The 14,254-nt window shown below is 51.3% G+C and carries 4 protein-coding genes; 1 reads left to right on the top strand and 3 read right to left on the bottom strand.

What is annotated here, in order from left to right; genetic code table 11:
* The first annotated feature begins 41 nt into the window (after positions 1–41).
* Positions 42–5,330, top strand: a complete 5,289-nt coding sequence (locus QUA02_RS20795; RefSeq protein WP_333030299.1) for a hybrid sensor histidine kinase/response regulator — start codon at positions 42–44, stop codon at positions 5,328–5,330.
* 343 nt (positions 5,331–5,673) lie between these two features.
* On the opposite strand, the gene QUA02_RS20800 is transcribed toward QUA02_RS20795, so the two are convergent.
* The 3 genes from QUA02_RS20800 to QUA02_RS20810 all read right to left on the bottom strand — a co-directional run bounded on the left by QUA02_RS20800 (position 5,674) and on the right by QUA02_RS20810 (position 13,948).
* Positions 5,674–9,903, bottom strand: coding sequence for a CHAT domain-containing protein (locus tag QUA02_RS20800; protein WP_333030300.1), 4,230 nt, complete (start codon positions 9,901–9,903; stop codon positions 5,674–5,676).
* A gap of 834 nt (positions 9,904–10,737) precedes the next feature.
* Positions 10,738–12,507: a DUF3352 domain-containing protein gene (locus tag QUA02_RS20805; RefSeq protein ID WP_333030301.1), complete on the bottom strand. Its 1,770-nt coding sequence runs from the start codon at positions 12,505–12,507 to the stop codon at positions 10,738–10,740.
* A 349-nt stretch (positions 12,508–12,856) separates the two neighbouring features.
* Positions 12,857–13,948, bottom strand: a complete 1,092-nt coding sequence (locus QUA02_RS20810) for a hypothetical protein (RefSeq protein WP_333030302.1) — start codon at positions 13,946–13,948, stop codon at positions 12,857–12,859.
* Positions 13,949–14,254 lie beyond the last annotated feature (306 nt).

A 14,254-nucleotide genomic window follows, 5' to 3' on the forward strand; every position in this document is an offset into this window, starting at 1 on the left:
ATAGACCCAATACAATAACGATTAAAATCAGGAATAAAACTATGCTGCCGGAGCAACAACAGAGGATCATGGGCTACTTTATTGAGGAGGCAAAAGACCACCTCAATACGATCGAACAAGGCTTGCTGAACCTGCAAAGCACGATCGAAGACCCAGAACTGGTCAACGAAGTATTTAGGGCCGCTCACTCTGTCAAAGGAGGAGCAGCAATGCTGGGGCTGACCAGCATTCAGCAAACAGCCCACCGACTAGAAGATAGTTTTAAAGTTTTAAAAGAGTGCAGCGTTAAAGTAGACCAACAGCTAGAGTCCCTGTTCCTGCGAATTTTTGACACATTGCAAGGGCTGTTAGAGCAACTGTCGGGGCCTTTTGGGCTGACAGAGGAATTGGGAGAACAGATGGTTCGAGAATTAGAACCGGTATTTGAAGAACTCAACGGGCACTTGGGGGGACTCGTCGGACCCGGAGGACACGATGCATACGAGAGCAGCCCGGGGCCAGTAGCCCAACAAGTTCTGGCAGGGATGGGAGTCGGCGCGTTTGGCTCATCAAGGAGTTTTGCAGAGTCGGAGTCAGTTTACGCAGATGCAAGAGCAAGCGAAGAAAGCGTGCTGCAGTTAGTATTTGACTCGGACGTGCCGGCGAGAATGCGGGAACTGCTGCAAGAGTTCAAACAGCCCGAGGGGCCAGAAAGCAGGCGGCAGCTCAAGAACATTTGTCGGAACTTGGCTTTGGCGGGGGAGGAATTTGAACTGCCCCGCTGGATAGAATTGATTGCAGCTGTAGAAAAGACGATCGCCAACCCAGAAAATACCTACCGCACCTTAGCCCCAATAATCATAAGAGACATCAAACAAGCGCAAGAACTGGTACTTTCGGGTCGAGAAGCGTCGATCGCACCGAGCCCAAAACTTCTGGCGCTGCTGCCGGCGGTTCTGGTTCCAGAAACGGATTTTGAAGATTTGCTGGCATTCGCTCAACCGGGTAAGTCGGGGAAAAATTTGGTTTCTGTTGATGATGCGGCCTGGGATCTGGCGGACTCTGGCGATTCCCGGGATGGATTGAACAAGTTGCTGCCGACTATTTCTGGGCTGAGCATAGACGAGCTGTTCGACCAATTCGACAGCGGCGAGAGCAACGATTACAGCGCAGGTCGATCGCCCCAGTTCGACGATTCCGCCTTCGCAGAATCGGATCTGGAGACGGGTGCTTCGGGGCGCTCGACCCGCACCGGCCCGGAAGTGGGCGTGGCAGAACTCAACACTTTAGCTGACTTGTTTGATGGGGAATCCCCGGATCTCGACGGCGCTTGGGAAGAAGAAGAAAACCTCGACTATGCGCAGTCTTCTAGGATGCTGGCGGAGGGAATGCTGGAGTCAGACGATGATGACAATTCCGGCGATTTTACTGATTTGTTGTTTGACGAATACGGTGGGGGAAATTCGGACACGAACGCGGTACCTCCGATTGACGACCTCACGAGTTTGTTTGGGGAGGATTTGCTGTTTGGAGGCGAGCCAGAGGGTTCGGCGGTGGCGGCAGGTCAGGAAAATGCGGGTTTGAGGCAGCCACTAACTCGCAAACAGCTTAAAACGGTTAACGGCAGGGGCGGTTTGGAGCGGCGAGACGGCACTGTCGGCCTTGCCCCTGGGCAAGCTGAGGAAGATGCCCTGGGTACGCTTTTGGACTCCGTTGCGGCCCAAACTTCTGCTGTTGTTACGGACAATGGTGATTTGGATGACTTGTTCGGCAATTTAGACGAAGCTGAGGCAGCGGGTTTGCCGAGAGTCTCTTCCGAGTATTCTCTCAACCCTGACGCTTTCGACGCAAAATCGAACAAGCCGGCGGCAGGCGGCGGCAATGATTTAGGGGATGCCGAGGCGCTCGCTGAAGCCGAAATAGATGATTTCGAGTTTCTTTCTGAGCTTGGCGAGGACTCGGATTTGAGCGAGTTGTTGGGCATTTCTTCTGATTTCCTTTCCTCAGAAGGCGAAGGTGGGGAGAGCGGGGGCGATCGACCCGAAGCTGCTGGCAGCACACAAAACGAGGAAATTGGCAGCGTTTTTAACATGACACCAAATTCTGATTTAGATATCTCTGCAGATGAAAATTGGCTAGAAGATGCTTTCGGCATGGAAGACGAGTCAGTGCCACCGACAAACCTGGAGCTTTCGGATATGGATTTAGATGCGCTGTTTGGGGATATAACCTCGGGTTCGATTTCTGGGGATGAGGAGACTGCACGCGATCGGCAATTGGCTGCTACTTCCCGAGAGGCGGCGGATTTGGCTGAGCTGTTCGGTTCTGTACCTACGGGTACTGAGTATGACGGGGAAGCTTCGGGGCAAGTCCATGCGGATTGGCTAAATTTAGATGGGGATTCAGAATTGCCGAGGGAGGGTGTGGAACCCGATGAGGGCGAGTTGGCGAGTTGGTTCTCGAACAATGCTGCGCCTGTTTCTGACGAAGGTTTGGCAGATTTGGCACCAGTTGAACTTGGGGCCTGGTCCGGCCCTCCTGATTCGGAAAGTTCAAGTTTTGAGTCTGATGGGGGCGGATCTTTCGATTTGTTGGAGGATATGTTTGGCGAAGGGCTGGTGCTGCCGGCGGATGCCCGATCTGCGGGGGATGAGGGCGCGCCCCTTGATTTGGAGGAGTTGTCGGCCCCAGTTCCCGAGGGTTTGTTCGATCGACCTGAAACAGAGATTGTTGGGGAGTCCGAGGGTGATGATGATTTGTTTGAAGCGCTGGAAACGGATTTTTCTGTTGGGGATTTAGAGGCGCTGTCTGCAGAATCTCTCGACGGTATTTTTGAGGGCGATGCTGAAATGCTTGCAGAACGGGAAACTGGGGCGACTCTCAACAGCGCGATTTGGATGGGTTTTGATGATTTGTTGGATTCGAGCGATGCTGGGGCTCTGGTGACTTCGGAACTGACGACGGGCTTTTGGGACGCGGACGAGGGGCCGGTTTCGGTCGATTCCTCGGAGTTGGAAGATGAGTCGCTGGCGGACTTTTTTAGCGGTATCGAATCAGGTGATGAGGATGCCCAAGGCAATTTTGACGATTTAGAAGCGCTGTTAATTGCAGGGGGCGCTGGGGCTGCAATAGCAGCCTCTGGGGGAACAAATCAGAGTCCGGTAAATACGGAAGTTTTCTCGGATCTCGAAGAGCTCCTCAGCGAGAGCGCAACTATGCCGGAAATTCACGGGCTACCGGCGACAACTGCCAGTAAAGCTCCGCCCGCTGCTGCCGATCGGAGCGACGACGACTTTGGCGATTTGGAAAAACTGCTGGAAGATTCAAAGGACGGCGGCCGCTCACAGGGGGAAGGAAATATCGGGGCGTCTGGGATCAACAGATCGAGGCGGAATGCCCGCGCGGGCGGGTTTGGCGACCAGACGATGCGGGTGCCGGTGAAGCAGCTAGATAACCTCAGCAATTTGATGGGCGAACTGGTGGTGAACCGCAACAGCTTAGAACAAGACCAAGAACGGATGCGGCAGTTTTTGGACAATTTGCTGCACCAGGTGACGCTGCTGAGCGACGTCAGCCAGCGGACTCAGGATTTCTACGAGCGGAGTCTTTTGGAGATTGCTTTGCTGGCAAACCGCCAGGGACACCGATCGGCATGGCGCTCTGAGGATTCGGCCCACACCCGGGAAAGTGCCTGGAGACCGGAGGAAATGGACAGGTTTACTCCTTTCCACAGTTTGGCTCAGGAGATTATCGAGCTGATCGTGCGGGTGCGGGAGTCGGCGGCGGACATTGAGTTTTTGGTGGATGAGGCGGATCAGGTGACTCGCCAACTGCGGCAAGTCACGACTCAACTGCAAGAAGGTTTGACTCGCGCCCGGATGAAGCCGTTTGCGGAGACGACGGACAGGCTGTTCCGGGCGGTGCGGGAAATTGCGATTAAGTGCGGGAAGCAGGCTCAGTTGCAGGTTGAGGGTAAGGATATTTTGATCGACAAGATGATTGTGGATCAGCTTTATGACCCGATGACTCATTTGGTGAACAATGCGATTACTCACGGGATCGAACCGCCGGAGGTGCGTCAGGCGGCTGGGAAACCTGCGGTGGGCAGGATTACGATTCGGGCTTTCCACCAAGGGAACCAGACGGTGATTTCGGTTTCTGACGACGGGGCGGGAATTGACCCGCAAAGGGTGAAGGCGAAGGCGATCAAGCAGGGTTTGCTGACGGCGGCTCAGGCTCAGAGGATGTCTCGATCGGAAGTTTACGATTTGCTGTTTATGCCGGGATTCAGCACTCAGGAACAGGCGACGGAATACGCCGGCCGGGGGGTCGGTATGGATGTGGTGCGGACTTCGTTGCAGGAGATTCGGGGGACTGTGGGGATTGATTCGACGATCGGCAAGGGGACTGTGTTTACGATCCGTTTGCCTCTGGTGTTGAGCATTTCTAAGGCTCTGACTTGCATTAGCGATCGGGCTCGCATTGCTTTCCCGATGGACGGGGTGGAGGACATGATCGATGTGCCTCGCGATCAGGTGACGACGGGGGCCGACGGTTTGCCCTGCATTGAGTGGCGGGGTTCGATTTTGCCGTTCCGGCCGCTGCGGGATTTGCTGGCTTACAACCGCCATTTGGGCCGGGGCAGCGTTTACGGGTTTAATACTGACGATGACATGATTTCGGTGATCGTGCTGCGGTCTGCTGGCAATTTCTTGGCGGTGCAGGTGGATCAGGTTTCGACGGAACAGGAAATCGTGATCAAGCAGTTGGAGGGGCCGGTGCCGAAGCCGATCGGGATTGCGGGTGCTACGGTGCTCGGGGACGGCCGGATCGTGGCGATTGCGGATGTTCTGGAACTGATCGATTTGGCTACCGGAAGGCTGCAGAAGGAAGCTGGCGGTACGCTGTGGGATGAGAGCGAGAGGGCCACTAAGGAGGCGGAAATTGAGAAGACTGAGCCGACTGTGCTGATTGTGGATGATTCGATTACGGTGCGATCGCTGCTTTCGATTACTTTTGAGAAGTCTGGCTACCGGGTTGAAGAGGCTCGCGACGGTAAGGAAGCTTGGGAAAAGATGAAATCGGGTCTGCCTTGCGATATCGTGTTCTGCGATATTGAGATGCCGAGAATGGACGGTTTGGAGCTGCTTTCTCGGATGCAGAAGGATGCGGTTTTGTGTGAATTGCCGATCGCGATGCTAACTTCTCGCGGTGCTGACAGACACCGCCAAATGGCTTACGGTTTGGGCGCGAAGGGCTATTTCACTAAGCCTTATTTGGAGGAGCAATTGCTCGATGCTGCTTCTCGGATGTTGAAAGGTGAGGTTGTTGGTGCTCCGGCTGTGGTGTAAGCGGGTGAGGTTTGAAAAAATATGAGTCCTGCGATCGCGATGGGCGATCGCGATCGCAGGACTTGTATCAGATCCTGTTAATTACCAGCATTTCTGAGAACTCTCGAAGAAATGCGAATGCCTTGGTCAACCTTTGTTTTATTAGGCTGATAATTAATATCAATTCCGGCTGCGCCGGAATGATATAGAGGACACGGCAGTGCCGTTTCCCTACGCCAGATAGATTGTAGGGACACGGCACTGCCGTGTCCTGATTTCGGGTAATATTAATTCCGATGCAACCGAAATTGATATAAGAGGCTTGCCTCTTATATCTCAAATGGCTTCTCTAAAACAAATCTGTTTACCAAGGATTGCCAATCATTCTAAAAGCCGACCAATAATAGGGATGAGAGAAATTTGGAATGCCTGTGTTTGCCAATTCCGGGGGTAGCGGCACATTGCCAACAGAAGTGTGCAGCATCCCCCCTTCAATGCGCACGTTTTGGCGCAACATCGCTAATTGCGCTTGCCGCAGCGCTTCTGTTTTAATCGGAGCAGTTTTTAACTGCCCGTAAAACTCCGCCATCAATCCCAAACTGCCCTCGTCGCTGACATACCAGAGAGTCGCCAGAGCCGATTTAACCCCCGCTTGCACGGCTAACCCGCCAAAGCCCAACTCGGCATCCCGATCGCCCACAGCAGTCCTGCAAGCGCTCAAAACTAACATTTCAACTTGCGGGCTGTGCCATCCCATTTGTCGCAACTGATCCAAACGCAATTTAGTATCCCACAACTGAATAAAGGATTGGCTGGGGTCTCCCGATCGAAATTCGGCGTGGGTAGCCAAGTGAATCATCCCAAAAGGGTGCTGCTGGCGCTGCGATTTCAAATTATCCAGGGTGAAAGCTTGGTTCAAGAAAGACTTGCCGGACCACTCCTGCGGGGTGATTGTCGATACTTCTATCTCCGCCGCAGGCAAAGGACTCATATCTGGAAATTGCGACGCCCCCATTGCCAGAACTTGGGTATTTTTGAAATTGGCGGGGCTGGTATCCGTCAAACTCAGACTCGGCATCGAGCCAACACTGTAACGCTCTACCAGAAAGCCTTTGCCGTCGTGCAGGGCGGCCATCGGTATCGATCGCAACCCCATATCTGAGATAAAAGATAAATTCTGAATGCCTTTGGCTTGCAGCTCAGCTTCGAGCGGCGCTACCATCCACTGGTATAGCTGTTGAGCCAACGGCAAATAACTTTTAGTATTGCGCTTTACCGGATTAGTCAGTTCAGCACGAAATTTCCGAACAGCTTCCATTACCTGGGCGCGAGAGGTTCCAGAGATGCGCACTCGGACGGGCACGCCTTCGGGGGTGATGACCATCAGTTCCAGTTCGTCAGAGGCTTGAATTTGCTGTTCTACGCGCAAGAGGGGCGAACTGTTGTAAGGCCGAGCGAGTGTAGAACCCAAGGGTACAAAGCTCATATAGACGAGAGCTGGTTTGATGGCTGTGGCTTTTTGGACGGCGCGAAGGGTATTTTGGGCATCTTCTAGGGTGGCGATCGTATTTGTTGATGGCAAATTTAGGTAATCGACAAACTCGCTGGTAAATCTCTCCTCTACGGGAAAAATAACGGTGCTGAGGTTGGTTTGCAAGTTGGAAGAGTCAATATTCGGGGACGCTGGAGGTGAATTGCGCTGTTGCAAGGAATTAGATATCTGGTTTTGCTGTTGCAAGCTGGAGGAAAATAAACGATTTGTGCTCAGCGGCTGGCTGACTGCCAGATCCGGTGTCGGTATGGGTGCGAGATTTATTGGCGCGGCAGCAGGCGCAACCGCTGGATTTTGAGCAATTGTCGGTGCTGGTGGCAAATTTGATACCGGCGCTGGATTTTGAGCTATTGGCGGGGCGATCGGCAAATTTGATACCGATGCTGGATTTTGAGTAATTGTCGGTGCGATCGGCAAATTTGATACTGGTGCTGGCGTCGGCGTTTCAGTAATTGTCGGGGCGATCGGCAAATTTGATACCGATGCTGGATTTTGAGCAATTGTCGGTGCGATCGGCAAATTTGATACCGGCGCTGGATTTTGAGTAATTGTCGGTGCGATCGGCAAATTTGATACCGGCGCTGGATTTTGAGTAATTGTCGGTGCTGGTGGCAAATTTGATACCTGTGCTGGATTTTGAGTAATTGTCGGTGCGATCGGCAAATTTGATACCGATGCTGGCGTCGGCGTTTCAGTAATTGTGGGAGCGGCTGGCAAATTTGATACTGGTGCTGGCGTCGGCGTTTCAGTAATTGTGGGAGCTGGTGGCAAATTTGATACTGGTGCTGGCGTCGGCGTTTCAGTAATTGTGGGAGCTGGTGGCAAATTTGATACTGGTGCTGGCGTTTCAGTAATTATGGGAGCGGCTGGCAAATTTGATACTGGTGCTGGCGTCGGCGTTTCAGTAATTGTCGGTGCTGGTGGCAAATTTGATACTGGTGCTGGCGTCGGCGTTAGCGTTGGTGCGGGCGCGGGAGTTGGTGCGGGAGTTGGTGCGGGCGCGGGAGTTGGTGCGGGAGTTGGTGCGGGAGTTGGTGCGGGAGTTGGTGCGGGAGTTGGTGCGGGAGTTGGTGCGGGAGTTGGTACGGGAGTTGGTACGGGAGTTGGTACGGGAGTTGGTGCGGGAGTTGGTGCGGGAGTTGGTGCGGGAATTGGGGCGGGCGCGGGAGTTGGTGCGGGAGTTGGGGCGGGAGTTGGGGCGGGAGTTGGGGCGGGAGTTGGGGCGGGAGTTGGTGCTGGCGCGGGAATTGGTGCGGGTGCGGGTGCGGGAGTTGGGGCGGGAGTTGGGGCGGGAGTTGGTGCTGGAGTTGGGGCGGGAGTCGGGGCGGGAGTTGGGGCGGGAGTTGGTGCTGGCGTCTGTGAAATAGGAGAAGCAGTAAGCTTAATTGTGGTCGGCTGTGTTATCTGTTCTTGAGGCTGACTATTACTGTAACTTCCATAGGCAATGACATTTGCCTTAGAAGGCCCTCCCGTGGCGATGATGCCAGCGGTACCGTTGACTTGGTTATAGTCCGGGCCGACGGTGAAAAGAGTGTTCGAGGCTGCGTCACCCTGGCGAATGGTGATATCGCCAGCGTTAGCACTGGTGGTTGTGGAGGCGGAAAGGCTGCAACCTGGGGAACAGTTGGGTTCTGACTTAAAAGTGCCTGTAGCTCGGAAATGACGGCCGGCTGTAATGTCAATATTTCCTCCGGCTGTTCTACCTTCGGTGTTGATGTAGCTGACTTGGGCGTCGTTGCGGGCGCTGAGGGTGACTGAGCCGCCTTGTTTATCTTCTGAATGGGCGTCTATGTTCCCTGTTTGAATGCTTAATTCTGCTGCAATCCTAACGTCTCCGGCGTTGCTGGTTTTGTCGATCGACCTTGCGTTGATATTGCCTGTTTCTACTTTTCCTGTACGGCTGGTGACGGTGATGTTGCCGCCTGCGGTGGTGTCCGAGTGGGAGTCGAGATCGACAGTGCTAATGTCGCCACTAGCTTCTAGGGCGATCGCGCCGCCTTGGGAACTCGTCAGGTTTCCGCTGGCTGCAATGGTGTTGGCTGCTTGAATTTCGATCGCCTGAGCGTTTGCATCTTTTACTGCAACGTCCCCCGCAGCTACTGCTCGGTTAGACGCCGTGAGTACCACTTCACCGCTGGCATTGAGGCCGATCCCTGTAGCGTTTGTTTCACCGATGCCTGTGAGCAGTTCGGGCAAGGATGCGATCGGCAATGTTGAATCTGTCGCGCTGGATGTTTCAGTGCTGCTCGTCCCCGAGGGCGGCTCGATTTCCAAACTCAGCAAATTGCCTCGCTGGCTGACGCGCACTAAATTTGTCCCGGAGACTGATGCTACGGTAATTTGACCGTCTGGGGCCGCAAGGCTGCCGGTGCTGACAACGGTGCCGCCGAGCAAGGTTAAGTTCTGCCCTGACTTGACTGCTAAGTCTGCCGTGCTGATAATTGCCCCTGCTCGATCGGCCCCAAAAGCAAAGGAACTGGGCGCGCCTGTCAGAGATGTGTAGGCGCTAGTACCGACAGCGTTAAACGAGTTAGAACCAAATCCAATAGCGGTGGCGGTCGTTGCTGTGAAAGAAGCCGGCACGTTTAAGCTGGCACTGTTGCCAAATATGATGCCGGATGGATTCATCAGAAACAAGTTAGAATTGCCGCCGGTTACTTGAATTAAGCCGTTAATAATCGAGGGTTTACCGCCGCCTATTCCCGCTAAAATGTTGCGAATGTTGGGGTTTGATATAAAGTTGGCAATCTGATTTTGCGACAAGCCGAATTCTGTAAAACTGTGGAAAAGATTTGCTTTATCGCTCGATAATTGCCCGCCTTGAATATCGAAGCGAGTTTGCTGCCCAGAAGTTCCGCTTTGGGGTTCGCTAGTGACTGTTGTGTTCGTTCCCTCTGCCGCTGGAACAATGGTTTGACCTTCGGCTTTTGCTTGCAAAAAGTAAAGGTTTATTAAGATAATTGGCAGAGAAAGTGCCAGTTTGCTTATTCTTTTTTTCGACAGAAATTTAGCCTGTATTTGAATATTTTTGGCGGTTTCCATAGGTTTTTAATGGGTAAAATATATACACAAAAATTAGGTAAATAAACCTAGTTTCTCTGAAAATTTGGGGTTAAAGACTGTATATTTAGGAAGCTACCGGGTTTCGGACTGCAAGTGCGTTCAAGACTCACTTTCCCGACTCACTGAGGAAAATTTCCCTGTAAAATTTGCCTCTGCATTTGCAATTCCCCGAGCGTATCTTCTCCACCATCTAAATATAACTCGCAATGCCTAGAAGCTGTATCTTCCCGATGACATATAAAAAAAACTGGCTTTCCTAGACGCACTCCGACCCCTAGAAACCGTTTTTTTTACATTAGTGAGAGTTTGAAGGAAGTATGGCGGTTTGAAAAATCGGCTTCTGCGCCCAGAACTGACCGGGGAAAAATCCACGTAAAAAATTTTTCCTTTCCTTTTATAAAGAACAAAAAAAGCCGGCTCTACAATTGCCGACCCTTAAAATTATGACAAAAATAAGAAGTCCTGGACGCAACGGGTACATAAAGTGTAGGCTGCGTCAGAAACAGTCGATTGCTTCTTCATTCCTGGACCCAGAAACCCAGTTTTTTTACGAAAACACTTAGTTGGAGTCCAGGGCTTAAAAAACTCGGTTGCTTTGGTATTCCTGGACGCAGGGCTGCATAGAAACCGGGTTTTTTAACGAAAATAATTCGTTGCAGCACACAGAAACGATAAAAAAACCCGGTTTCTTTAGTGCGTATGCGTAAGTCTTGTTCTTGCTTCTTGCTTCTTGCTGCTGCCTTTCGGTTTTAATCTGTCACCCTGTTGCTGTTTAATGGGGTGGCCAGGCGGATTTGTTGAACTATTTAAGAGTTAGTTGGGAGAAGTTTGGACGGTGGGCGAGGGACTTGGTGAAGCAGGGCTCGGTGAAGCAGGGCGCGGTGAAGCAAGACTCCGTGAAGGATTTGCAGGAGGAGTGGATTGGGTGGATTTTTTGAGGCCGACAAAAGCGTCGTAACGGGTGGTACGATCGCCAATGACGGCCGCTGTAACGCCGATCGACCGCGTGGCGTCTATCCAGATTTTTTGGTTGGGAGGAAACTCTGGCAAAGCTAGGTTTTTCGGGTTAAACGCACTCTCGGTGTCGATGAAGAAATTGCCGTTGTGGGGTTTAAGTTGCGATCGTACAGTTTTCTGGAACAGTTCGCTGCTTAAAAGCGGACTTTTCGGTGCCGGAACGATCGCATCAACCACGGGAGCTCCTACTGTGATAAACGCTACATCGTTCATCCAGCCGCGAGTTACCGCAATCCCTCCAAACGGCGATGTCCATTTAATCGCAGGTTTGCCGCCGGCTTGAATTTCCTCAACTCTAAACCCTTTCATTTTCATCGTTTCATCAAGCTGTTTGAGGGATTTGTCGGCTGCGCTGCGGTTGTTTGTTTCCACCATAAATACAAATCCAGCAGCAAATTTGTCTTTGGGATTCTGGGCGGCGGCTGGTATTAATGATAGAGAAAATTCTCCCGCCATCCAGTTGATGAAGTCTTTATCTAAATCCATGCCAGTAGTGGATTTTAAACCGGCGCGCAAAACTTGGGGATTAATCGGAGAAAGCGGGTTTGCCTCGGCCCCCAATACGTAGTCTTGCCACAAACGCTGCAAGTTGCCGCCGGATACCATCATTATTGTATTGTTTGGCAGGCGGTTAACCATTTTTAGAGCGTTGTTTTCTACTGCTATCCTTCTGGTAGAGTCGGGTTTCAGCCAAGAGATTGATTTGAATTCAATTCCTTCTGCATCCAGCGTCGCTGTGGTGGCAAATCCCTGATTTTGTTGCAGTTTTTCGAGGTTTTCCGCCGAAATTTCGCGGGCTGAGTTGGCGGCGGCATAGGCGGCGGCAACGGGCATATTGACGTAGATTTGAGCGAAGGCTGGGGAATTTTTTATTTGTTGTACGGCGTCTGCATAGCCGGGGGTTTTGGCGAGGGATGGTTCCCCTTTGTAGGTGTCGATTATGCGATCTGTGGCGGTGGGATCTGTGGTGACTGCTAGATAGTTTGTACCGAGTACCGCGACTGAGAAATTGCGATCGGGCATACCTTGAGTTTCTGTAACTTGCACCCCTTTATAATTGCGCTCAACCATTTTTCCTTGGTTGAGGGCTCTGGGTTTTGCTAATAATTCTTTGGCTTTGATCGGGTTGGCAATTGGCAGGATAATTGCTACTGACTGTTGAATTGGCGGAGGCGGTGGCGCGTTGGGTGCGGGCGGGGGGACTGGTATGGCTATTTTGTTTCGCAGAAAGGCCACCATTGCCGTATTCCCCACCCAGGGTTGAATGTCTTGCGCGTAGGCGTAACCGTTGCTTGTCAGGAGGCGATCGCGCAATTCGCTTAAAAACCTTTCAAACGAAGCTTTTGACTCGGGCGTGCCAAATTCTCGCAGTTTATTCCACTGCGATTCATCGGTGGTGATAGATAGGGCCATCATCGTATCTTGCGGGACAACGGTTGCTCCCGCCGGCAAATCTTTGGCGGAGCTGCGGGAAATGACGATCGAGTAGGTGAGAAAGCCTAAACCGATCAGAAGTGTGGCGGCTCCGATCGTAAACAGCAGGGAAGATTTATCTTTCTTAAACATTATTCGTAAGGTTCGGGTGCTCGCAACATCATAAATTATATTGGAGATTGGGCATGGGGCATGGGGCATGGGGCATGGGGCATGGGGCATGGGGCATTGGTAATTTGTTGTTTTTTATTTGTTATTAGAAAAACTACTAACCAGTAACCACTAACCACTATAGTCCTAGACGCAGAAACCGTTTTTTTACTAAATACTGGATTTGAGCGTTGAATCCTGGTAAAAAACCTGGTTTCTTTGGAATTTACGCATAAGCCCTACACTAACTACTTCCGATGCCCAATTCCCAATTCCCGATGCCCAATTCCCAATTCCCGATGCCCGATGCCCAATCCCCAATTCCCTGATGTTAGTTTCTGGCCTTAAAGTCTTTAAAGATAGTTTGAAATGAGTACATCAGCCGGTGGACATCGTTTGTGGCTCTCGGAAAAATGTTGAGTTCCCATTTTTTGCGAGCGGTAGTTAGCAGTTTTGCTACGGGTTTGGAGTAACTGTTAGAAATGAAATAGCTGCCGCCTTCGTAGCGAATGTCTGAGGCTAAGCCGATAAAAGCACCGGCTGTTTCTAGTTGAAGTTCCGAGGTGCTGTGTTCGGATTTTACTGCTAAAATTACCTGCGAGTGTCGGGGCTCCCGGTTGAGCAAGCGACAGATATTCGCTTCTTTTTGGGACAAGATTAAAACGTTGCAGTTGTGCAGAACTCCGGCTCTACCTTGGACTTTTACTCCAAGGTGAACTTCGAGGGCTGGTTTGTCGGGAAATTCCACAACAGCATGAGTGTATGGATGTGCAGTTCCGTGGATTTTTCCCGCTGTTTTTCTAAATGTTAAATATTTCGGTGTTTCGTCGTCTAAAACATTGTTGTAATAAATAGTACCGCCTTCATTAGCAACTGCTTTTAGCAGAATAGTGAAGAGGTAAGCGTCAAAAATTCTGGCTTGTTCTGTCGCTGCGTTGAAATCGGGATCGATCGAGCTTTTTAATTTGCTCTTAATTTCGGAATTGACGGCGTAGTTGCTGGGCCCGGAGGGCAGTTTTTCGAGCAATTGCTTGAGGGCGATCGCCTGTTTGTGGCGTGGGGCTGTGACGCTGGAGGTAAACTCGATTGTTTGGGCTGTTTCTGCGCCTGAATTCGCAAATACAATTTTTGTGCCGAGGGGAGAGGTTTCTGATTCTACTTTCAAGAAATAAGCAATTTCGTCTTCCATTTCGGAAGTGTTCACAGTCGCTTGTTCGACAGCATCAATTAACAGCAAAAGTTGTTCTTTTGCGGTATAATCTTCTATCTTGAGCAGGGGTGTTTTTCTTTTGAGCGATCGCTCTTCAATTACTTTGCCTATCTCTACAGTATCCGCTACTTGTTGAACTACCCAACCCAAATTAAACTCATTCAGAATTGCCGCCAGTTCTTGATAGAGTTTGGCGTACTCGATCTCGTCCATAATTGTTTCTGCGCTGCATACTATTCTGATTATACAAGCTGATTTGATTTTTTGGTCAATGGCTTGCGAGCAACTAGGCAGATTGCCTGTAATGGCGGATTGGCAGAGTGTTTGAGTGTGCGAGTGGGGAAAATTTTTCTCTTCTGTGAACATCTATCCGTCACATCCGTTAAATCCCGTACACTGCTGGTTGCCGAACTTCCTGTTTCTGGAGAGAGACAATTGGGAGGGGGAGCGTGTCACTTTTGCGATGAGTATAAATACTCAGAAATACTAGGGCAGAGGTTTTGAGCTATTGTTGGGCAA

It is taken from the genome of Microcoleus pseudofavosus SVA1_A4 (assembly GCF_036700565.1).
GTDB lineage: Bacteria > Cyanobacteriota > Cyanobacteriia > Cyanobacteriales > Microcoleaceae > Microcoleus.